Origin of the sequence: Chitinibacter sp. S2-10, from assembly GCF_046530675.1 — a bacterium.
Taxonomy (GTDB): domain Bacteria; phylum Pseudomonadota; class Gammaproteobacteria; order Burkholderiales; family Chitinibacteraceae; genus Chitinibacter.
The window spans coordinates 2,296,923-2,317,439 of record NZ_CP172558.1 but is presented as its reverse complement, the minus strand read 5'-3'; the positions used below and the strand labels follow the sequence as shown (position 1 = coordinate 2,317,439).

General features: G+C 53.8%; 18 protein-coding genes. 10 read left to right on the top strand and 8 right to left on the bottom strand.

The genetic code is table 11. The features are described 5' to 3' along the window. Positions 1-3: 3 nt before the first annotated feature. The gene (cysS, locus tag ACG2XO_RS10875; protein WP_410498004.1) at positions 4-1,398 is read right to left on the bottom strand and encodes a cysteine--tRNA ligase; all 1,395 of its coding nucleotides are present in this window, start codon (positions 1,396-1,398) and stop codon (positions 4-6) included. Between the two features lie 273 nt (positions 1,399-1,671). Between cysS and trpE the strand changes: the two genes are divergently transcribed. The 6 genes from trpE to ACG2XO_RS10845 all read left to right on the top strand — a co-directional run bounded on the left by trpE (position 1,672) and on the right by ACG2XO_RS10845 (position 7,444). After that, positions 1,672-3,141, top strand: a complete 1,470-nt coding sequence (gene trpE, locus ACG2XO_RS10870; RefSeq protein ID WP_410498003.1) for an anthranilate synthase component I — start codon at positions 1,672-1,674, stop codon at positions 3,139-3,141. 43 nt (positions 3,142-3,184) lie between these two features. After that, positions 3,185-3,754, top strand: coding sequence for an aminodeoxychorismate/anthranilate synthase component II (locus ACG2XO_RS10865; protein ID WP_410498002.1), 570 nt, complete (start codon positions 3,185-3,187; stop codon positions 3,752-3,754). A gap of 74 nt (positions 3,755-3,828) precedes the next feature. After that, on the top strand, positions 3,829-4,860 hold the full coding sequence (gene trpD / locus ACG2XO_RS10860; RefSeq protein WP_410498001.1) for an anthranilate phosphoribosyltransferase: 1,032 nt from the start codon (positions 3,829-3,831) through the stop codon (positions 4,858-4,860). Between the two features lie 44 nt (positions 4,861-4,904). Continuing rightward, positions 4,905-5,222: a GFA family protein gene (locus ACG2XO_RS10855; RefSeq protein WP_410498000.1), complete on the top strand. Its 318-nt coding sequence runs from the start codon at positions 4,905-4,907 to the stop codon at positions 5,220-5,222. Positions 5,223-5,254: 32 nt separating this feature from the next. Then, positions 5,255-6,058 (top strand): indole-3-glycerol phosphate synthase TrpC, encoded by an 804-nt coding sequence (gene trpC, locus ACG2XO_RS10850; RefSeq protein ID WP_410497999.1) that lies wholly within the window; start codon positions 5,255-5,257, stop codon positions 6,056-6,058. A 72-nt stretch (positions 6,059-6,130) separates the two neighbouring features. Continuing rightward, a complete protein-coding gene (locus tag ACG2XO_RS10845) occupies positions 6,131-7,444 on the top strand; it encodes an EAL and HDOD domain-containing protein (protein WP_410497998.1) in 1,314 nt (437 codons plus the stop codon). A 132-nt stretch (positions 7,445-7,576) separates the two neighbouring features. On the opposite strand, the gene ACG2XO_RS10840 is transcribed toward ACG2XO_RS10845, so the two are convergent. The 4 genes from ACG2XO_RS10840 to ACG2XO_RS10825 form a co-directional block, all read right to left on the bottom strand. Beyond that, the gene (locus ACG2XO_RS10840; RefSeq protein WP_410497997.1) at positions 7,577-8,266 is read right to left on the bottom strand and encodes a hypothetical protein; all 690 of its coding nucleotides are present in this window, start codon (positions 8,264-8,266) and stop codon (positions 7,577-7,579) included. Between the two features lie 80 nt (positions 8,267-8,346). Continuing rightward, positions 8,347-9,627 carry a tRNA adenosine(34) deaminase TadA gene (tadA, locus tag ACG2XO_RS10835; protein ID WP_410497996.1) on the bottom strand — a complete coding sequence of 427 codons (1,281 nt, stop codon included), beginning with the start codon at positions 9,625-9,627 and terminating at the stop codon, positions 8,347-8,349. A gap of 51 nt (positions 9,628-9,678) precedes the next feature. Then, positions 9,679-11,331, bottom strand: a complete 1,653-nt coding sequence (recN, locus tag ACG2XO_RS10830; RefSeq protein WP_410497995.1) for a DNA repair protein RecN — start codon at positions 11,329-11,331, stop codon at positions 9,679-9,681. A 117-nt stretch (positions 11,332-11,448) separates the two neighbouring features. Further along, the gene (locus ACG2XO_RS10825; RefSeq protein WP_410497994.1) at positions 11,449-12,324 is read right to left on the bottom strand and encodes an NAD kinase; all 876 of its coding nucleotides are present in this window, start codon (positions 12,322-12,324) and stop codon (positions 11,449-11,451) included. 122 nt (positions 12,325-12,446) lie between these two features. Between ACG2XO_RS10825 and hrcA the strand changes: the two genes are divergently transcribed. Continuing rightward, positions 12,447-13,457 carry a heat-inducible transcriptional repressor HrcA gene (hrcA, locus tag ACG2XO_RS10820; protein WP_410497993.1) on the top strand — a complete coding sequence of 337 codons (1,011 nt, stop codon included), beginning with the start codon at positions 12,447-12,449 and terminating at the stop codon, positions 13,455-13,457. 188 nt (positions 13,458-13,645) lie between these two features. Next, positions 13,646-14,689, top strand: coding sequence for a lytic murein transglycosylase B (mltB, locus tag ACG2XO_RS10815; protein ID WP_410497992.1), 1,044 nt, complete (start codon positions 13,646-13,648; stop codon positions 14,687-14,689). Positions 14,690-14,850: 161 nt separating this feature from the next. On the opposite strand, the gene ACG2XO_RS10810 is transcribed toward mltB, so the two are convergent. After that, the gene (locus ACG2XO_RS10810; RefSeq protein ID WP_410497991.1) at positions 14,851-15,333 is read right to left on the bottom strand and encodes a DinB family protein; all 483 of its coding nucleotides are present in this window, start codon (positions 15,331-15,333) and stop codon (positions 14,851-14,853) included. Positions 15,334-15,418: 85 nt separating this feature from the next. Then, the gene (gene uvrC, locus ACG2XO_RS10805) at positions 15,419-17,335 is read right to left on the bottom strand and encodes an excinuclease ABC subunit UvrC (RefSeq protein WP_410497990.1); all 1,917 of its coding nucleotides are present in this window, start codon (positions 17,333-17,335) and stop codon (positions 15,419-15,421) included. Positions 17,336-17,510: 175 nt separating this feature from the next. Here uvrC and ACG2XO_RS10800 point away from each other — a divergent pair, with 175 nt between their 5' ends. Further along, entirely contained in the window at positions 17,511-18,866 is a 1,356-nt protein-coding gene (locus ACG2XO_RS10800) for a sodium-dependent transporter (RefSeq protein WP_410497989.1), read from the top strand. A gap of 344 nt (positions 18,867-19,210) precedes the next feature. On the opposite strand, the gene ACG2XO_RS10795 is transcribed toward ACG2XO_RS10800, so the two are convergent. Beyond that, positions 19,211-19,606, bottom strand: coding sequence for a YchJ family protein (locus ACG2XO_RS10795; protein ID WP_410497988.1), 396 nt, complete (start codon positions 19,604-19,606; stop codon positions 19,211-19,213). 58 nt (positions 19,607-19,664) lie between these two features. On the opposite strand from ACG2XO_RS10795, the gene ACG2XO_RS10790 reads away from it, so the two are divergent. Further along, entirely contained in the window at positions 19,665-20,351 is a 687-nt protein-coding gene (locus ACG2XO_RS10790; RefSeq protein ID WP_410497987.1) for an HAD family hydrolase, read from the top strand. Positions 20,352-20,517 lie beyond the last annotated feature (166 nt).

The window sequence follows — 20,517 nt, the reverse complement described above, 5'->3', positions numbered from 1 at the left end:
AGCTTAATTCCTGCGCCAGCTCGTTTCACCGGCCTTGTCTTCCAGCACAATACCTGCAGCGGCAAGTTCATCGCGAATCCGGTCGCCTTCAGCCCAGTTTTTCGCTGCACGCGCCTCACGACGCGCTACGATGGCGGCCTCGATTTTTTCTGCACTCCAGCCATCTTCGTGACCAACATCAGCCTGCAAGAAAGCCTGCGGATCACGCTGCAGCAAACCTAAAACCCCCGCGAGTTTTTTCAACAAGCCTGCAGATTGCGCCCCCAACTCGGTGCCGACATGCTTGTTGGCTTCGGCCGCCAACTCAAACAGCACCGCGACCGCTTCGGCAGTCGCAAAATCGTCATCCATCGCTGCTTTGAAACGCGCAGCGAGCGGATCATTCCAATCGATCTCAACCTCGGCTGGCGCAACCGTTTTCAATGCAGTGTACAAGCGAGTCAACGCGTTTTTCGCGTCGTTCAAATGTACATCGCTGTAATTGAGCGGGCTGCGATAATGCGCACGCAAAATAAAGAAACGCAGCACTTCGGCGTCAAATTTTTTCAACACATCGCGAATAATGAAGAAATTACCCAGGCTCTTCGACATTTTTTCATTGTCAACATTAATAAAGCCGTTATGCAGCCAGTAGTTCACGTATTGCTGGCCGTGCGCACCTTCCGATTGGGCGATTTCATTTTCATGATGTGGGAACTGCAAATCTTCGCCGCCGCCATGAATATCAAAATGCTCACCAAGATGATGACAGCTCATTGCCGAGCATTCGATATGCCAGCCCGGGCGTCCCTTGCCCCACGGTGAATCCCATTTCACGTCGCTCGGTTCATCTTCTTTGGCCGCTTTCCATAGCACGAAGTCACGTGGATCGCGCTTATTGGGATCAACCTCAACGCGCTCACCGGCGCGTTGCTCGTCAAAATCTTTGCGCGAGAGTTTTCCGTAGCCGTCAAAATCTTTCACCGAGTAATACACATCGCCATTAGGCGCATGATAGGCCAGACCTTTCTCAAACAGCTTGCTGATAATCGCCTGCATACCGCCAACGTGATCGGTCGCGCGCGGTTCGTGATCGGGGCGGATAATCCCGAGCGCGGCAAAGTCTTCATTCATCGCATCAATAAAACGCGAAGTCAGGCTCTGGATTGACTCGCCGTTTTCAACCGCCCGCTTGATGATTTTGTCGTCAATATCAGTGATGTTGCGCACATAATTGACGTGATAACCCGATTCACGCAGCCAGCGTGCCACCACATCAAACACCACCACCATCCGTGCGTGACCGATATGACAATAGTCGTACACCGTCATCCCGCACACATACATGTTCACATGGCCAGGCGTAATGGGCTTGAATACCTGCTTTTCGCGGGTCAGGGAGTTATGCAAAGTCAGCATCGTGGTTTCACATGGATTGGAGCAAAACCGAGATTCTACCAAAGCTGTCAAGCCTGACTAAAACTAAAGTGCGTAAAGCCACGCAAAATACGGGAAAACCACGAGATCATTTGACGCTCTACGCCGCTTGCAGCACAATCGACGCTGTTTATTGCAAATTTTCAAGACCCCACAATCATGGCATTCCACTCCGCAGAAATCTGGCTTGAATGGCGATGGCGCCGCTGAAATCGCGTCCACACGCCCTTCTTTCATTCCAAACGGAGTAATTCCATGATTTCCCGCACCGAATTTGCAGACCTTGCACAGCAAGGCTACAACCGTATTCCTTTGATTTCCGAGCTGTTCGCCGACCTGGATACGCCGCTATCGGTTTACTTGAAGCTCGCCAATCGCCCTTATTCCTACCTGCTTGAATCGGTGGTCGGTGGCGAGCGTTTTGGCCGCTATTCCTTTATCGGGCTGCCTGCGCGTACGCGAATCAAAGTTTGCGGCACACGCACCGAGCTGATCCATGACGATCAGGTGGTCGAGACCTTCGACGGTAACCCGCTCGATTACATCGAAGCCTACCAAGCTCGCTTTAAAGCGCCACCAAGCAAAGGTTTGCCGCGCTTTATGGGCGGTCTGGTTGGCTATTTTGGTTATGAAACCATCCGCTATATCGAGCGTAAACTGGCTGAGTGCAATAAACCGGACCCAATCGGCGCGCCCGACATCCAGCTGTTGTTATCCGAAGAAATCGTCGTCGTCGACAATCTGTCGGGCAAACTGTTTCTGGTTGTCTACGCCGATCCGGCCAATGACAATGCATTTGAGCTGGCTGAAGAACGCCTGCTGGCGCTGCGCATGAAATTACGTGAACCGGCGCAAATCCCATTCTCCTTGCCGGTCAGCCGCAGCGGCGCACCCGTTTCCGAATTTGGCGAGCAGCCATTTAAAGACGCGGTACTCAAAGCCAAGGAATACATCAAAGACGGCGACGTGATGCAGGTCGTACTGGCGCAGCGTATGAGTGCACCGTTTGCCGCGTCGCCGATGTCCTTGTACCGCTCGCTGCGCAGCATCAACCCGTCACCGTATATGTTCTATTACGACTTTGGCGATATGCATATCGTTGGCGCGTCACCTGAAATTCTGGTCCGCCTCGAAGACGACACCGTGACGGTTCGCCCGATTGCCGGCACCCGTCCGCGTGGCAAAGATCGCACTGAAGATCTGGCGCTCGAAACCGAATTGCTCGCCGATGAAAAAGAAATCGCCGAGCACGTAATGCTGATCGATCTGGGTCGCAATGACGCAGGCCGCGTCGCGCAAACCGGCTCGGTCAAGCTAGTCGACAAAATGATCGTCGAACGCTATTCGCACGTGATGCACATCGTTTCCAGCGTTGAAGGCAAACTCAAACCAAAGCAAACGGCAATCGACGTACTGAAAGCCACCTTCCCGGCCGGTACGGTCTCTGGTGCACCGAAAGTGCGGGCGATGGAAATCATCGACGAGCTGGAACCGACCAAACGCGGCGTATATTCGGGCGCCGTCGGTTATCTGGGCTTTAACGGCGATATGGACGTAGCCATCGCGCTGCGCACCGCCGTCATCAAAAACGAAACGCTGTATATGCAAGCAGGTGCCGGCATCGTAGCCGATTCGGTACCGCAAAGTGAATGGCAAGAAACGCTGAACAAAGCTCGCGCTGTATTGCGCGCCGCTGAATTGGCCAGTCAAGGCCTCGACGCCTAAGGCGTATCGCGACGCCCCACACTTGCACACAAAGGATTTAGCCATGCTCTTGATGATCGACAATTACGATTCGTTTACTTACAACCTCGTGCAATATTTTGGCGAACTCGGCCAGGATGTTCACGTGCATCGCAACGACGAAATCACGCTAGAACTAATCGAGGCGATGAAGCCCAAATATCTGGTCATCTCCCCCGGCCCATGTTCGCCACTCGAAGCAGGTATTTCTGTGCCTGCGATTAAACATTTTGCTGGCAAACTGCCGATTATGGGCGTTTGCTTAGGCCATCAATCGATTGGCGAAGCCTTTGGTGGCAAGATCATCCATGCCAAAACACTGATGCATGGCAAGGTATCGCCCGTCATCCATAATAATATCGGGATGTTCAGAGATATACCCTCCCCTGTTACCGTCACTCGCTATCACTCACTGGCAATCGAGCGCGAGACGCTGCCTGATTGCCTTGAAGTCACAGCGTGGACTGAAGATGGCGAAATTATGGGCGTGCGTCACAAAACACTGGCGATTGAAGGCGTGCAATTTCACCCCGAATCAATCCTGACCGAACATGGGCATAAAATGCTCGAAAACTTCCTAAAAGAATGGGCGTAAAGCCGAGTTCAAGCCGACCCTAGGTCGGCTTCTTTACGACCTTCGATAACATCAATAAAAACAGGGAATAAAAAATGATTACCGTCCAAGCTGCCCTCAACCGCCTGATCGACAATAACGAGTTGTTTTACGACGAAATGCTGCATTTAATGCGCCAAATTATGTCGGGCGAAATGACGCAGGCGCAAACCGCAGCACTCTTGATCGGCCTGCGCACCAAGGTCGAAAGTGTGTCCGAAATCGCCGCTGCAGCCACCGTAATGCGCGAATTTTCGACCAAAGTCGCGGTGCAAGACCGCAGTCACCTCGTTGACACCTGTGGCACCGGCGGCGACGGCGCGCATACTTTCAATATCTCGACCTGCTCGGCTTTTGTCGCCGCTGCGGCGGGCGCGAAAGTCGCCAAACACGGTGGTCGCTCGGTGTCATCGAGTTCAGGCTCGGCCGATGTACTTGAAGCGTTTGGCGTGAATCTGAACCTGTCCGCGGAACAGGTCGGCCAGTGCATCGACGAAATCGGCCTCGGTTTTATGTTTGCGCCGAATCACCACAGCGCGATGAAATACGTCGCGCCAGTGCGCAAAGAACTGGGCGTTCGCACGATTTTCAACATCCTAGGCCCGCTGACTAATCCGGCGGGCGCCGACAATCAGGTGATGGGCGTATTCCACCCTGACCTGGTGGGTATACAAGCGCGCGTCTTGAAGCAATTGGGCTCCAAACATATACTCATCGTCCATGGCAAAGACGGCATGGACGAAATCTCGATCAGTACACCGACGATGATCGCCGAACTCAAAGATGGCATCATTACCGAATACGAGCTCGGTCCGCGTCAATTCGGCTTTGAATTTGCCGACATCAAAACGCTGCACGCGAGCAACGCGGCTGAGTCCAAAGCCATTATCGAAGGCATTCTGGACGGCTCACTCACCGGCCCTTGCCGCGACATCGTACTGCTCAACGCAGGTGCAGCGATTTATGCAGCCAACCTGGCCGTCACGCTAGAAGACGGCATCAACGCCGCACACGAAGCGCTGGCCAGCGGTGCGGCAAAAGCCAAACTCGATGCGCTGGTGGCCTTCACACAAGGCCTTGCCAAGTAATGGACAATCAGCGCGTCTATCACGGCAGTTGCCATTGTGGTGCAGTGAAATTTCGCATTGTTTCGCCCGAAATCACCTCAGGTGTGCGCTGCAATTGCTCAATCTGCCAGCGCAAAGGCGCGCTAATGACGCCGCATATTTATTCGCCTGAAGAATTGGTGATCGAATCAGGTGACGATCAATTGAGCGTCTATCAATTTGGCACAGGCGTGGCGAAGCATTATTTCTGCAAAGTGTGCGGGATTTATCCATTCCATCAGACCTTGCGCAAAACGGGTTATTACCGCGTCAATCTAGGTTGCGTTGAAGGCATTGACCCTCTGGCATTGCCATTAGACATTTTTGATGGCAAGAACCTGTAAATTCAATTGAATTCAATTTAAAGAAAATACCAATGTCCGACATCCTGAAAAAAATCTGGGCGACGAAGTTTGAAGAAGTCGCTGCAGCGAAAAAACTGATTCCGCTCGCTGAAATTCGCGCACAAGCTGAGGCGAATAAAGATCATCGTGACTTCGTCGCGGCAATTCGCGCCAAGCACGCAGCAGGCAAAGCCGGTGTGATTGCCGAGATCAAAAAAGCCAGCCCGTCTAAAGGCGTAATGCGTGATCCGTTTATTCCTGCTGAAATTGCGCCCGACTACGAAGCGAATGGCGCGGCGTGTTTGTCGGTGCTGACTGACGTGCAGTATTTCCAGGGTCATGCCGATTACCTGAAAGCGGCGCGTGCGGCGTGCAGCATTCCGGCGCTACGCAAAGACTTTATGGTCGACGAATATCAGTTTTATGAAGCGCGCGCCTGGGGTGCCGACTGCATTTTGCTGATCGCCGCCGAACTCGATGTGAAGCAAATGCAGGATTTCGAGGCGATTGCGCATGGTCTGGGCATGGCGGTGCTGGTTGAAGTACACAACGCAGAGGAACTCGATGCGGCGCTACACCTGAAAACCCCGCTCCTGGGCGTCAATAACCGCAATTTGCGTACGTTTGAAGTCAGCCTGCAAACGACGATTGATCTGTTGCCGCGCATCGTTGCCGATGGCCGGATTGCCGTTTGCGAGAGCGGTATTCACACCAGCGCCGACGTGCAGCTGATGCGCGATCACAATGTCCACACCTATCTGGTCGGCGAAGCATTTATGCGCCAGCCTTCGCCAGGTCAGGGGCTGAGCGATTTATTCACTCCGGTATACGGCTAAACACAGTGATTACGGTAGCCAGCCATGACAATGCTGGCTATGCTGGGTTTTTAGCTCACAGGAAGATGCGGCATGTTGCGCTGGTTGCTCAACAAAATTGCGCCGGAAGATCCCACCCCTCCGCCGATAGCGGAGACGATTTTCAGCGAGGAAGTTTCCACGCCAAGCCCGCCACCGGATTTGCGCGGTCTGTTGCGTCGGCGTGCGGTTTACAACCGCGAATGGGAAATCACCGCCTATGCGTTTAGCTTGCGCGAGCTGGCTCAGGCGCAAAGCACTGACGAAGAACACAGCCATGATGAAGTATTGCTGTGCGAAATCGAGCGTCTGATCGAATCCAAAGCGATCAAATCTGACGTCTGGATCGAGCTGCGCTGGAAAAATCTGCATCTGCTATCCAAACATCGCTTTGCCACCACCCGACCGCTGCATATCATCGCCAACGGCGATGTAACCCAGCCGGAAGACGAGTTGCTTGTGCAACTGGGCGAATTGCATCAGCAAAATTTCCTGGTCGGTGCCGTAGCACAGCGCTGGCACAAAACCCACGGCAAAATCGGCAGCCAGCTCAAATTAATGGTTCTGGTGCTGCAATCGCCGGATTTTGCCACGCTGAGCAACTACGTTCAGGCCTGCCGGAAAATTGCACCGCATGCCGAGCTATGGGTCAATGACGTCGATAGCCGCGAAGCAGCCGAAGCGTGTTTCCAACTCGGCGTTGATTATGTCAGCGGCAAGGTTTTCACTTGGCCGGAAGCACAACAGCTCAACTTTCCGGATCAGTTTTTGCGTCTGAACCAGATTTTGAAACTGGTACGCCAGAATGCCGATGCCAAAATTATTTCCACTGAATTAAAAAGCGATCCCGCGCTCAGTGCGCGCCTGTTGCGTTATGTGAACTCGGCGGCAATGGGCTTAACGCAATCGGTCAGCAATCTGGATCAGGCGGTCGTGATCGTGGGTAATCAGCGCCTGTACCGCTGGTTGTCCTTGCTGCTGTTTGCTTCGCAAGGCGAAGACAAGCTCGATCAAACCTTGCTGGAAGCCGCCTTGACTCGCGCCAGACTGATGGAGCTGGCCGGGCTGGAAAGCATGAGCGCCGTTGAATGTGATTTGCTCTTCCTCACAGGGCTGTTTTCCTTGCTCGATTTTCTGCTGCGTGTACCACGTTCATTGCTGCTCAAAGAATTATGTCCACCGGACATTGTGGTCGATACGCTCAGCAGCAAGGCGACCCCATTTTCGCCGTTTTTACAATTGGCCGAACAAAGTGAAACCGGCCAGCCAAGCGAAGCGCTGCTGGCGCAATGTCAACTAACGTTTGAAAAATACAACCGGGTACAAATCGACGCCACCTTGTGGACTTTGTCGGCACTAGCGACCTGATTATGCTGGCTCTGTTCTGTCACCCCCTGCTCATGATGACAAATCATCATGAGCAGGCTGGTTTAAAGTGAGGAATTGACCTGAAATAAAATTATTTCACTCGTTTGATTCGCTAGCATCGACCCAACGATGCTATTTACCACCACCATTCCCTCCTCCTTTACCACCACCATTTCCACCGGCATTTCCACCACCATTACCGCCAGCGTTACCTCCCCCCTGCCCTTGACCTGCTTGCCCTTTACCTGAGTGATTGCCCTGTTTGGCGTGGCTTCCTGATTTGCCGAGATTGCTTTTATCACCTTTGGTGCTATTGAGTTGTTGTGCCAGGGCTTTTTCATTCGCCTTGGTCGCAGAAACCACTTTGCCCAGATTTAGCCCCAGAGAATGGGCGATCTCGCCCCAGCCCATTCCTGAGCTACGGGCGCTGGTCACGCTATTGATCGCAGCGGCCAGCTGTGTTGCAGTCGGATTGGTAATCCCGGCTTTTTGCAAACTGGATTGAGCCAGCGCCAGCGTGTTATTGACGCCACCCCAACCCATATTCTTGCCGGTGCTGTTGACGGTGGCCGTCGTGCCATCGGCACCGACTATCGTCGCCGACTTGCCATTACGCAAAGCGCCAACAATCGCTGTCGAATTTTCCTGTGAACCGGCCAGAGTCGTATACTGGCCAGCCAGCGTGGTGCTAACCCGGCTTGTGCTTTGTTTGGCTGTGAGCTGATTGGTTCGTGTTGAGCTGTCATCGAGCGCATCGGCCCAAACTGGCGCCCCCAGAATCAGCAGCGATGCGATGATTGCTTTCATTGAAAAGGTTTTCATACTGGCCTCCTAAGATCGCGATGTTTTCAGTATGAAACCAATATGGCCTTATTAAGCTGAACCAATGCTGAACAAGCGGATCAATGGTGATTCAGCTCGGTAATCAGCAGTTGCTCGCGCAAGGCTTGTTGCTGTGGCTCGGTGATACCGAGCACCTGTGTGATATAGCGCGGCATGCTGCCAGCCTGTTTTTTGACTTCATGCAAAGCGGCTTTGAGATATTGCGCTTTGACGCCAAAAATATCATGCAAGATTGTGATATCACCACCCGCAGCCAGACAGCGATCAATCAGCGGCTGATACTTGCTGATGATCTTATCGTGGCTAGCCAGATAGTCGCGCAAAATGGTTTCATGCGGCACACCCAGTATCGACAACAGCAAGACCGCAGCCCAGCCGGTGCGGTCTTTGCCCGCCGTACAATGAATTAGCATAGGGTATTGCTCGCCAGAGCATACTGAATTTAGCCAGCGGGAATATACCCTCTGAGATGTTGGATTTGCTACTAGCGCCCGATACAGCGTCAGCATCATGTCGTGCGCCTGCCCATTGCCCAAATGCTGCTGCATCAGTTCGGGCTGCTCCAGCCATTGCACCAGATTGAATGCAATCGATTGCTCAACTCCCACACCGGCAAAGCCTTCGGCGAGCACATCGACCCAGTGATTTTCGACCCCGGGCAAGTCCGGATCCGGGTGGCGCTGCTGTTCGCCATACGAGCGAAAATCCCAGACCGAGCGCAGCTTCAGGGCTGTGGCTTGCAGCAGACTTGGCTGATCCAGCCCGTACCATTGTTCGGAGCGATAAACCATTCCGGACTTGATCCGTAGTCCATCAGTGGTTTTCAAGCCGCCCAGATCGCGCAAATTGCTCAAGTCATTGATCTGAAGCGGCTTGATGATCGACTTTTTTGCTACGCGGCGCTGGGCAAAAAAATCGCTCAGCATGGTGCCCGCTTCGTGTGCGCAAACGCCGGATTCGATTTGAGTGTGGTGATTGAGCTGCGAATTGGCAAACGGATTGATCACGCTACCGGCTGCGCCGGTTTTAGCATCCGGGCTCGCGTAAACGACGCGTTTGATCCGCGAATGCAAAATCGCGCCAGCGCACATGATGCAAGGTTCAAGCGTGATATACAGCTCGCAATCGGCCAAACGATAGTTGCCCAAGGCTTGCGCTGCGGCACGAATTGCGAGCATTTCGGCGTGCGCGCTCGGATCGTTTGTGCCGATAGGCTGATTGTGCCCGCGCGCGATAATCTGCCCATTTTGCACGATGACTGCGCCAACCGGCACTTCGCCTTGCGCCGCAGCTAACGCCGCTTCGGCCAGCGCCGCCTGCATGAAGTCAAAATCATTCATTGGGTATATTCTTCAAAATCAATCATGACATGGCTTGCAAAGACATACCCATCAAGCCAGCATCTCAGTCGCATGTTGGCGCGTCGTTTCGGTGATTTCCAGTCCGCCGAGCATACGCGCGATTTCTTCGATGCGCTGCTCGTGGCTGAGCTGCGCGATACTGCTATGAACACCGTCTTTGGCCTGCGCTTTCGCGACTTGCAAATGCTGCGCGCCACAAGCGGCGACTTGCGGCAAATGCGTAATACACAGCACCTGGCGACTCGCGCCCAATTCGGACAACAATCGACCCACAATTTCGGCGACACGCCCGCCAATGCCGACGTCCACTTCGTCGAAAATCAGCGTCGGTACGTTGGCAACCTGACTGGTCACGACTTGCAACGCCAGGCTGATACGCGACAATTCGCCGCCCGAAGCGACTTTGGCCATCGGCCGCAATGGCGAAGCCGGATGATTGGCCGTTTGCAATTCGATTTGCTCCAGACCAAAAGCCGCAGGCTGAGTTTGCGGCAACAAAACCACTTCGCAACGGCTGCCCGATAAGGCCAGCGTCTGCATTTGTTCGGTGACCAGTTTCGACAATGTTTTCGCTGCTTTGGCGCGCTGTTTGGATAGGGTTTCGGCGTTTTTTCTGAACACACTTTCCGCTTCACTCACCTGTTTGCGCAAAGCATCCAGCCCTTCGGCGCCCCCCAGCTCGGCCAGACGCGCTTGCCACTCGTTCAGTTGCTCAACGAGCATAGCCGGGTCAACGCGGTATTTACGTCCGGCACGGTACAGCGAGTCCATCCGCGCTTCGACATCGGCCAGACGATCCGGATCGAGCTCCAGCCGATCAGCGTACAGGCGCAAGCTGGATACCGATTCAGACAGTTGCGCCTCAGCACCAGCGAGTAATTCCAGCGTGTCATGAATTGCGGGATCGAACTCGGCCAGCTGGCTGAGTCGGTGCGCAACGGTGGCCAGCCAGCTCTGACAGTTTTCATCGCCATCAGACAGCGCATCAAGCCCAGTTTGGACGCCTTCGATCAGGCTGGCGGCATGATGCAGGCGTTTGTGCTCCATCTGTAATTCCGGCCATTCATCCGCCGTGATCGCCAGACCGCCAATTTCGTCGATTTGCCATTGCAGGCGCTCGCGCTCGGCCTCGAAACGGTCCGCATTTTGCTCGGCCGATTGCAGCTCGTTCGCCAGACCATGCCAGTGCTGATAGTGCCTAGCGACGTCACGCGCCAGATTCGTCGCGCCCGCGTAGGCATCGACCAGTTCGCGCTGCGCATCGTGACGCAACAGCGATTGGTGCGCATGCTGGCCGTGAATATCGACCAGCCATTCACCGACGGCTTTGAGCTGACTCAGCGTCGCCGGGCTGCCATTAATAAACGATCTTGATTTGCCGCTGGCGTCGATCACACGACGCAGCAGTAATTGTTCACCTTCATCGCTCAAACCCTGCTCGGTCAGCCACGCTGCAACTTGCGGCAAATCGTGCGTCGCAAACTCGGCGGATAACTCGGCGCGCTCGCATCCATGACGTACGACACCGGCATCGGCACGCTCGCCGAGCAGCAAACCCAAGGCATCGATAATGATCGATTTACCCGCACCCGTCTCGCCGGTTAACACCGTTAAACCTGCAGCAAAATCCAGATCGAGTTCACGAACAATGACAAAATCGCGCAAATGCAAAGCAGATAACATGGCAGCACAACCTTGAAAGGCTCAAACAAGAACGAACGTTCACTTTAGGGGAAGTTTAGTTTTTGGACAAGCAAGAAACTCGATAACCAGACAAAAATTGCCAAAAACCCAGCATTTTCAAAGCAGCTTCTCGCCCCAGCGCAATTTGGCGCGCAGCATATCGTAGTAGCTATAGCCGTGCGGATGCAAAATCCGCAATGAATTGCTATAGCGCCGGATCAGTACTCTATCCATTTCATGCAATTCGAAGTCGGACTGGTTATCGAAATAAATGCGCGCATCCTGACCACGAGTCAGCAGGAATTCGACTTGTGAATTTTCCGATACAACAATCGGGCGATTCGACAATGATTGCGGACAAATCGGCACCAAGGTAATTGCGGGCAGTGCCGGATGTAGAATCGGCCCGCCGGACGCCAGCGCATACGCGGTTGATCCGGTCGGCGTTGAAATCACCAGACCGTCGGAACGCTGGCTGTAAACAAACTGGCTATCGACAAAAATTTCGAACTCGATCATCGAGCCTATCGAGCCACGACTAAACACCACGTCGTTGAAAGCCAGCGCGCTCATCACGGTGCTGCCGTTACGCAAAATGCTCGCTTCGAGCAGAATGCGCTCTTCGGGGATGAATTGTCCGGCGATGATATTGGGAACTGCAGTTTCCATTTCGTGCAATGGAATATCGGTCATGAAACCCAACCGCCCCTGATTAATACCCATCAGGGGTATTCGATAGGGTGCTAATAACCGTGCGACTGACAGCATGGTACCATCCCCTCCCATGACGATGACCAAATCAGCGAGTTTGCCAATATGGTCACGTGCTACCGACTGGTACTGGCTGATGCCATGCTCAAGCGCGATCTGTCCTTCGATCAGCACTTTCACCCCGCCATTTTCCAGCAAGGCGGCCAGACGACGCAGCGGATCGTTCAGCGAAGGCGTATTCAGACGCCCGACCAGGGCTACGGTTTTAAATAGGCTGTGCATGGATTCGAAGGCTTGAATTATTAGAGATGCAGCCGCATTAATATACCAAACCGCAGGTAAAATCCACCGTATTTGTCGCAACCGGCCCAGACGCGAGTTATTTGTCCCTTATGCAACTGAATATGCAACTGAATGATCGCTCTCAAATCCTGCTCAAGACCCTGGTCGAGCGTTATATCGCCGACGGGCAGCCGGTCGGCTCGAAAGTGCTGTCGCAATTTTCCGGGCTTGATGTCAGCAGCGCAACGATACGCAATGTAATGGCCGATCTGGAACATCTGGGTCTGGTCGCCAGCCCGCACACCTCGGCCGGACGAATTCCGACTGCACAGGGCTACCGGCTGTTTGTCGATACATTGCTTGCGGTGCAGCCGCTGGGTCAGTTGCCCATCAACGCGGCGCAACAAAGCTTGCCAACGGACAATCCGCAACACAGTATCATCGCGGCTTCGCAACTGCTCTCGCAACTCACACAGTTTGCCGGTGTCGTCATGACACCCAAACGCAGCGAATTGCACTTGAAACAGATCGAATTTCTGCCGCTCGGCGACAAACGGGTATTGCTGATTCTGGTCACCAGCGACGGCGATGTACAAAACCGCATCGTCCAGACCGAAAAACACTTCGCCCCCAACGAGTTGGTCGAAGCCGCACAGTTTTTGAACCAGCACTGCGCCGGCAAAACGCTGAGTGTGTTGCTCGGCTGGCTGCAAAGTGACCTGATCCGCGTCAAACATGACCTGACCAGTCTGATGAACGCCGCCGTCGCCATCAGCAATGATTTGAACAGCGAACACATGGTCATCGCCGGTGAACACCAGTTGCTCGGCCTGCACGATTTTGCCGGTGATATGCAGCGCATGCGCCAGCTATTTGAACTTTTCGAGCAAAAAACCGCCTTACTGCAATTGCTAGAGCAAGGCCACCGCGCACAAGGCGTGCAAATTTACATCGGTGGCGAATCGGGGCTGGCGCCACTGGACGAATGTTCGGTCATTACCGCGCCTTACCGCGTCAATGGCGAAGTCGTCGGCACGCTCGGCGTCATCGGTCCGACCCGAATGGCTTACGAGCGCGTGATTCCAATTGTCGATATCACCGCCAAATTACTATCGAGCGCTTTATCGGGTTAATACGCCAGGGTCTGTTGACATTTGGTCTGCGAAGCGTAAACCAAACGAGCGCTTAAGTAACCGTGCAAAAGTTGTCCAGCAAGGCACCGAAGCCGCAGACAGTACAAGTAGTACGACAAGGCGAGGTAACGATGCTGGAAAACTTTTGCTTAAGCACTTAGCCCGTTTTTTAAAATTTTGAGTACATTATGAATCTGAAAACACTGGCCTCAGCTTTGCTTTTAACGACACTGAGCGCCACAGCGCTGGCCGATGAAGCACTGATCAACCGCGAAGACGTTCAGCAATACATCAATAAAACCGCCATTGAAAACGGCTTTACGCCAGAAGAAATTGCCGGCTGGCTACTCGATGCGCAAGCCAAACCCAACATCATCGGCATTCTCGACAAACCGTCGACCAGTCGCCCGTGGCATGAATTTGAAGCCAATTTCGTCAACAAAACGCGAATCAATAATGGCGCCACCTTCTGGCGCGAAAATGCGATTCTGATCGGCGATATCAGCAGGAAATATCAGGTCGCCCCCGAGGTATTGCTCGCCATCCTCGGCGCAGAAACCAATTACGGCCGCTACACCGGTACATTCCGGATTGTCGACGCGCTCTCGACCATTGCCTTCAATTACCCGCGCCGCGCCGAATATTTTCAAGGCGAGCTGACGCAGCTTTTCCTGCTGGCTCGCGAAGAAAAACAAGACCCGATGAGTTTCAAAGGCAGCTACGCGGGCGCTATGGGCTGGCCGCAATTTATGCCGTCTTCATTCAGAAAATGGGCACAAGATTGGGATAAAGACGGCAAACACGATATCTGGACTAATCCCGGCGACGCGATGGCGTCGGTGGCCAATTATTTGAACCAGCACGGCTGGCAGGATGGCGGCGACACCTATACCGTCGTCAACTTCAATGGCAGCGCCAAATCACTGCTCGACGACAAATTTAATCTGCATTACACCGTGAACGAGTTGATCGCCAAAGGCGTCGCGCCGATCAGCGAAATCAACCCGCGCCAGAAAGCCGTGCTCTTTGCGCTCGAAACCGAGCCGGACTTTACGCAGTATTTCTTGGGATTTAATAATTTTTACGTGATTACGCGCTACAACAAAAGTACGCTCTATGCGACGGCCGTGTTGAAACTCGCCGAGGAAATCAAAAACGCCTACGTCAAAAACAACGAGCTGGTACAAGCCGAGCCGGAACCGGCCAAGAACAGCAGCAAAAAACTCCGCTAGCATCAAAAAAGCCTTGGGTATATCGCCCAAGGCCTTTATAAAAACACCTCCAGAGCAATACCTTGGTCAGCAGCGTAAGGCGTATTCGGAGCGCAGCGACAATGCGCCAAAAGCCGATGGTCATACGGCGTAATGCCTGCGGCGATTAAACCCTACAGTGCTTAACTTTCGCGGTGCAAATAGCCGGTCAGAATATCGCGCGGTGCGCTGATTTTGGCTTCAGACAGGATTTTTCCTATCATCCCGCGGTGATAACTGCCGTGCGTCAGCACATGAAACAGCATATCGTTCACGCTCATCCGCCCCGCTTTGCCATCGGTAAAAGTAAATTCAATGATGTTCAGCCCTTGCTCGGCTTGAAGTGAGTCGACAAAATCCAGCCACCAGCGATCCGTTTCGGCAGTCTGATCCCGCAATGCAGTCAGCAACGGCGTTTCAGGCGTATTCGTCGCCGTATAGCCATGCGCAACGCCGCTCAGATGCCCGATAAAAATCCGGTCAACAACATAGAGATGATTCATTAGCCGCGTTGCCAGCTTCCAGCCCTTGGGCGAATTTTCGCCGTCATGCGCGATCAGAATCTCGAACAACTCGGCATTCGCCCAGGCTTTGTGTTCAAACGGATGAACAAACAGGTTTGACATACTCACTCCAACAGACCCTTGATTCAGTCTTGTGATGTTATAAGGCATGGGAGCAGCGTTGATCGCAAACAAGGGGTCTTCGCGATCACCCCCGCAACGCCGCATAAATTTTCTCCGCCAGCGCCTGATTAATCCCCTCGACACTTGCCAGATCGTCAACGCTGGCCACCTTGACACCCTGCAATCCGCCAAAACGGGCGAGCAGTTTTTGACGGCGTTTCGGGCCGATGCCTTCGATGTCTTCGAGCGTACTGGCGACGCGCGCTTTGGCGCGGCGGGCGCGGTGGCCGGTGATCGCAAATCGGTGTGACTCGTCACGAATTTGTTGTATCAGGTGCAGGCCGATATGGTCTCGCTTGAGCTGAATGGTTTTACCCAGACGCGGGATGATCAGTTGCTCTAGCCCTGCTTTGCGCGTCTCACCTTTGGCGACGCCGATAATCCACGGCTCGTTCAGGCCGATTTCGTTCATCACTTCGAGCGCAACGCCCAGCTGGCCTTTGCCGCCGTCGATCAGGATGACATCGGGGATTTTGCTGTCAGCGCTACCCTCCCCTGCGGCGAGTTTTTCATAGCGGCGCGTCAACACCTGGCGCATTGCGGCGTAATCATCACCGGGCGTAATCGGCTCAAAGCCGGCATCACCCTTACCAAGTGAAGTTGTCGTCGCGATATTAAAGCGGCGATATTGCTTGGGCTGCATATCTTGGTTGTCGTAGACGACGCACGAAGCGACGGTCAGCTCGCCCATCGTGTGCGAAATATCGAAGCATTCAATCCGCTGTGTTTCATCGGGCAGCCCCAAAGCTTCAACCAAGGCAGCGAGCCGCCCGGCTTGCGAAGCTTGCTGGGTACGGCGCTGGAGTATAGCCAGCTGTGCGTTTCTGGCTGCCATCTCCAGCCATATACGTCGCTCACCATTCGGATTGCTATTGATGATCACGCGGCGGCCAGTCTGTTCGGACAACGACGCCATCAAAATACTCGCGTCGTCTGGCTCGGGGCTACAGAAAATCAGCGGCGGCACGGTACGCTCGAGATAATGCTGCGCGATAAACGCCGACAGCGCTTCAGCCGGCGTGTATTCATTGGCATGACTCGGAAACAGATTCTTGTCACCGACGTGCCGCCCGCCGCGCACCATGGCCAGATTGACGCAGAGCACGCCATTTTCTTCGACACAAGCCAGAATATCGGCGTCGGAATCGCTGCTATTGCTCGAGACAAACTGTTTTTCCTGCACTTTGGCGAGCGCAGCGATTTGGTCTCGCACCGCTGCGGCGGCTTCGAACTCCCAATTGTTTGACAGCGTTTGCATCCGCGCTTCAAGCTGCTGCAAGACTTCGTTTTCTTTGCCGGATAAAAACAGCATTGCGTTATTCACATCGCTGCGGTAATCCTCGGGCGAAATCAGCCCAACGCAGGGTGCAGAACAGCGCTTGATCTGGTGCAAAAGACAAGGCCGCGAGCGGTTTGAAAAGACCGAATCTTCGCAAGTGCGTAGCAGAAACACTTTTTGCAGCAGCTGGATGCTCTCCTTGACAACATAGCCATTCGGAAACGGGCCAAAATAAGTGTGGCGTTTATCGAGCGCACCGCGATAGTAAGCCAGCCGTGGCGAAGCGTGGCCGGTCAGCACCAGATAGGGGTAGCTTTTGTCATCACGAAACAGGATGTTGTAGCGTGGCGAGAGCGCCTTGATCAGATTATTTTCCAGCACCAGTGCTTCGGCTTCCGAGCGAACAACGGTCGTTTCCAGCGCTGCGACCTGAGCCAGCATCAGCCGGATACGCGGACTGTGGTCGGTTTTCGTAAAATAAGAGCCGACGCGCTTTTTCAGACTGATCGCCTTGCCGACATACAGCACCGTGCCATCCGCGCCAATATAGCGATATACGCCGGGCAGATCGGGCAGGTTTTTGACTTGCAGCAGCAAGGCTTGCCGCGCCTCGCCAATCTCGGGGGTTGCGCTAGTGTCATCAGGCATATCGCTGGATTTCATGGTTATCTTGGCACTCAATAGATCAGCTATTGTACTGTTAGCGAAAACGACTGAGTAAAATCAAATATTGGGCAGATGCCCCCTCACAGATGATGCAAAACGGGATTTCCCGCATGGACAGCGCGTAAGCTAAAAATGATGATGACAATACCGCAAAAATAAAGAGAGGCAGACCATGAGCCAAAACCGTGATGGATTTACTTCAACCTTTGGTGTACTCGTCGCCACCTTGGGCTCGGCCGTCGGGCTGGGCAATATCTGGAAATTTCCTTACCTGACCGGCACCAATGGCGGCGCAAGTTTTCTGGTGGTTTATCTGCTCGCCACCCTGCTCGTCGCACTGCCGGTGATGATTGCCGAAATCATGCTCGGCCGCGCTTCGCGTGCCAATGCGGTGACGGCGTTTGAAATGCTCGCGCCGAAAAACCAGAAGTTCTGGACCGTCATTGGGTATATGGGGCTGATTTCCGCCGTGCTGATTCTGGCTTTTTATACCGGCGTTGCCGGTTGGGTGTTTGCCTACATTTTCAAATCGCTGACTGGCAGCATCAATAGCACCGATCCGGCGACGGCCAAGGCGGCTTTCGGCGCGCTGGTGTCCAATCCGCTGCAGGCACTGTTCTGGCAATGGGTGGTGCTGGCGTGGGCTGGCGCGATCATTATGATGGGCGTCTCCAAAGGGATTGAAGCAGTCGCCAAAAAACTGATGCCCTTGCTGTTTCTGCTGCTGGTTTTGCTCTGTATCCGCAGCCTGACTTTGCCCGGCGCGATGGAAGGCGTGAAATTTCTGTTTGCGCCTGACTTTAGCAAAATCACCGCGCCGGTAATGCTGACCGCAGTCGGGCTGGCCTTTTTCAAACTCTCGATCGGCATGGGAACGATGCTGACCTATGGCAGTTATTTCCGTCAGGAGCAGAATATTCCGGCGACAGCAACACGCGTGATGCTGGCTGATTTGTCGGTGTCCTTGCTTGCCGGACTGGCGATTTTCCCCGCCGTTTTTGCTTTCGGCTTCGAGCCTGCTGCGGGCCCATCCTTGGTGTTTATGACGATTCCGGCGGTGTTTGCCAGCATGCCCTTCGGCAATGTCTTTATGGCGCTGTTCTTCGTCTTGGCGGCGATTGCCGCGACTGGCGCGATTCTGTCGATTTTGGAAGTGCCGGTCGCGATGCTGAGCGAGCGTTTCAAATTCGGTCGTAAACAGGCCACTTTGCTGACCGTCGGCGTGATTGCGCTGTTTGGTATACCGGCAACGCTATCGTCGTCACTGACAGCGGGCTGGACTGTGTTTGGTTTAAATCCGTTTGATCTGTTTGATTACATCAGCTCGAACGTACTGATGCCGCTGGGCGGGATTTTGATTTGCCTGTTTGTCGGCTGGGTTTATGGCTTGCCACAACTGGAGAAACAACTGAGCAACGATGGCAAGCTGCACAACAAACCGGTCATCAAAGCCGTTTTTGTGCTGGTACGCTATATCACGCCGCTGCTGATCGTCGTGATTATGCTCAAGGGGCTGGGTCTGTTTTAAGCAGTGGTGCTTAGGCTCTGTTGACGTTTGGTTTACGGTCGCGCTGGCGCGATTTTTGTGACGAATCAAGGCATTGGCTGCGATACATAGTCATTCTATGTGAGCAGGCAATAACGCAGAGTCGTCACAAAAAGCGCCCAGCCCGGAGGGTTTGGCTGTTTTTGGCCTGACACGGCGTTGCAAAACCTTCACATAGAATGACTATGCATCAGGCTTTGCGCCTTGTTTCAGGCCAAAACCAGCACAAACGCGACTCGTAAACCAAACGTCAACAGAGCCTAACCTCAGTTCAACAAAAAACCACGCCGCCGCGTGGTTTTTTGTTTCAGATTGGGCTGTTGAGGCTACTCGGCGACATCGCCATCGAGATAAAACCAGTGGCCGTTTTCGCGCACGAAACGGCTATGCTCGGTCAAACGATAAGCGCGCCCGCCGACTTTATAACGGGCAACAAACGACACAATCCCCTGATCGCCGTCGCTTTCGGCATGATTGACAGTCAGGCTCAGCCATTTGGCTCTGGGTTCTTCATTCAGATCTAGATGTTCGGGGCGGGTACTGTGATGCCAGCTCGTCAGCAGATAAGCTTCAAGCCCAAGTACATAAGCGCTATAACGCGAGCGCATCAGCTGTTCGGGCGTTTGCGCCGCCCCCCCTTCGTGCAGTGGCTGGCAACATTGCGCATAACTGGTGCTACCGCATGGGCAGGGATCAACTTGGGGGCGAGAAGGAGCAGGCATGAGGTCTCAAGTTTCGATAAACTACAGTCATTGTTTTCCAAAACTCAAGACTAAGCAAATGTCCACCCGTACACACCCTGCAATTGTGGCTGCCATTTTTGACATGGATGGTCTTTTACTCGACACCGAACGCATGGCACTGACTTGCTGGCATGAGGCGGCTCGTCAACTGGGGCATGAGATTGACGAAGCCGTTCCACTGGGCATGGTCGGAATGCATTCGTCAAAAACGCTGGCTTATCTGGAAGAACAGCTTGGCGCACATTTTCCCGCCCAGCGTTTGCGCGAACTGACGCATGAAATTTATCTGGAGCGCAGCGCCGGAGCGATTGCCTTGCGCCCCGGCGTGATCGAGCTGTTTGATTGGCTGGAGCAACACGGCATCCGCAAAGCCGTTGCAACCTCGACCCGACGCAGCATTGCCGAACATCATTTGAAGCTGGCCAATTTATGGCCGCGAATTGAATTTGCCGTTTGCGGCGATGAGGTGTCCCACCCCAAACCTGCACCGGATATTTATCACCAAGCCATCAAGCAACTGGCGGTCAAAGCCGAACAATGCATCGTGTTTGAAGACTCGAATTTCGGCGCCACGGCAGGTCACACCGCCGGGTGCCGGGTGATGATGGTGCCCGATCTGCGGCCACCGCAAGATGCCATCCGTGCACTGGGACTGGAAATTGTCGACTCGCTGCATACCGCACGCGAGCAACTGAATAGCGAAGTCGTGGGTATACCTTCATAAAGCTTTTCTGATATACGATACAGCGATATACCCATTACCCAAATCCAGTAAGCCAGGCAGAATTCTTAAAAAACCCGGCATCGTTTTCTACCGAATTATTAGCCGAGAACTTACCACGGAAGAAATCATGCCGACATTTATCGGCTTTCTCTTACTTTATTGATCT

What these genes read in the sequence shown, in the direction of transcription:
- cysS (WP_410498004.1), bottom strand. Translation starts at nt 1,398, where the DNA reads ATGCTGACTTTGCATAACTCCCTGACCCGCGAAAAGCAGGTATTCAAG.
- trpE (WP_410498003.1), top strand. Translation starts at nt 1,672, where the DNA reads ATGATTTCCCGCACCGAATTTGCAGACCTTGCACAGCAAGGCTACAAC.
- ACG2XO_RS10865 (WP_410498002.1), top strand. Translation starts at nt 3,185, where the DNA reads ATGCTCTTGATGATCGACAATTACGATTCGTTTACTTACAACCTCGTG.
- trpD (WP_410498001.1), top strand. Translation starts at nt 3,829, where the DNA reads ATGATTACCGTCCAAGCTGCCCTCAACCGCCTGATCGACAATAACGAG.
- trpC (WP_410497999.1), top strand. Translation starts at nt 5,255, where the DNA reads ATGTCCGACATCCTGAAAAAAATCTGGGCGACGAAGTTTGAAGAAGTC.
- ACG2XO_RS10845 (WP_410497998.1), top strand. Translation starts at nt 6,131, where the DNA reads ATGTTGCGCTGGTTGCTCAACAAAATTGCGCCGGAAGATCCCACCCCT.
- ACG2XO_RS10840 (WP_410497997.1), bottom strand. Translation starts at nt 8,266, where the DNA reads ATGAAAACCTTTTCAATGAAAGCAATCATCGCATCGCTGCTGATTCTG.
- tadA (WP_410497996.1), bottom strand. Translation starts at nt 9,627, where the DNA reads ATGAATGATTTTGACTTCATGCAGGCGGCGCTGGCCGAAGCGGCGTTA.
- recN (WP_410497995.1), bottom strand. Translation starts at nt 11,331, where the DNA reads ATGTTATCTGCTTTGCATTTGCGCGATTTTGTCATTGTTCGTGAACTC.
- ACG2XO_RS10825 (WP_410497994.1), bottom strand. Translation starts at nt 12,324, where the DNA reads ATGCACAGCCTATTTAAAACCGTAGCCCTGGTCGGGCGTCTGAATACG.
- hrcA (WP_410497993.1), top strand. Translation starts at nt 12,447, where the DNA reads ATGCAACTGAATGATCGCTCTCAAATCCTGCTCAAGACCCTGGTCGAG.
- mltB (WP_410497992.1), top strand. Translation starts at nt 13,646, where the DNA reads ATGAATCTGAAAACACTGGCCTCAGCTTTGCTTTTAACGACACTGAGC.
- ACG2XO_RS10810 (WP_410497991.1), bottom strand. Translation starts at nt 15,333, where the DNA reads ATGTCAAACCTGTTTGTTCATCCGTTTGAACACAAAGCCTGGGCGAAT.
- uvrC (WP_410497990.1), bottom strand. Translation starts at nt 17,335, where the DNA reads ATGAAATCCAGCGATATGCCTGATGACACTAGCGCAACCCCCGAGATT.
- ACG2XO_RS10800 (WP_410497989.1), top strand. Translation starts at nt 17,511, where the DNA reads ATGAGCCAAAACCGTGATGGATTTACTTCAACCTTTGGTGTACTCGTC.
- ACG2XO_RS10795 (WP_410497988.1), bottom strand. Translation starts at nt 19,606, where the DNA reads ATGCCTGCTCCTTCTCGCCCCCAAGTTGATCCCTGCCCATGCGGTAGC.
- ACG2XO_RS10790 (WP_410497987.1), top strand. Translation starts at nt 19,665, where the DNA reads ATGTCCACCCGTACACACCCTGCAATTGTGGCTGCCATTTTTGACATG.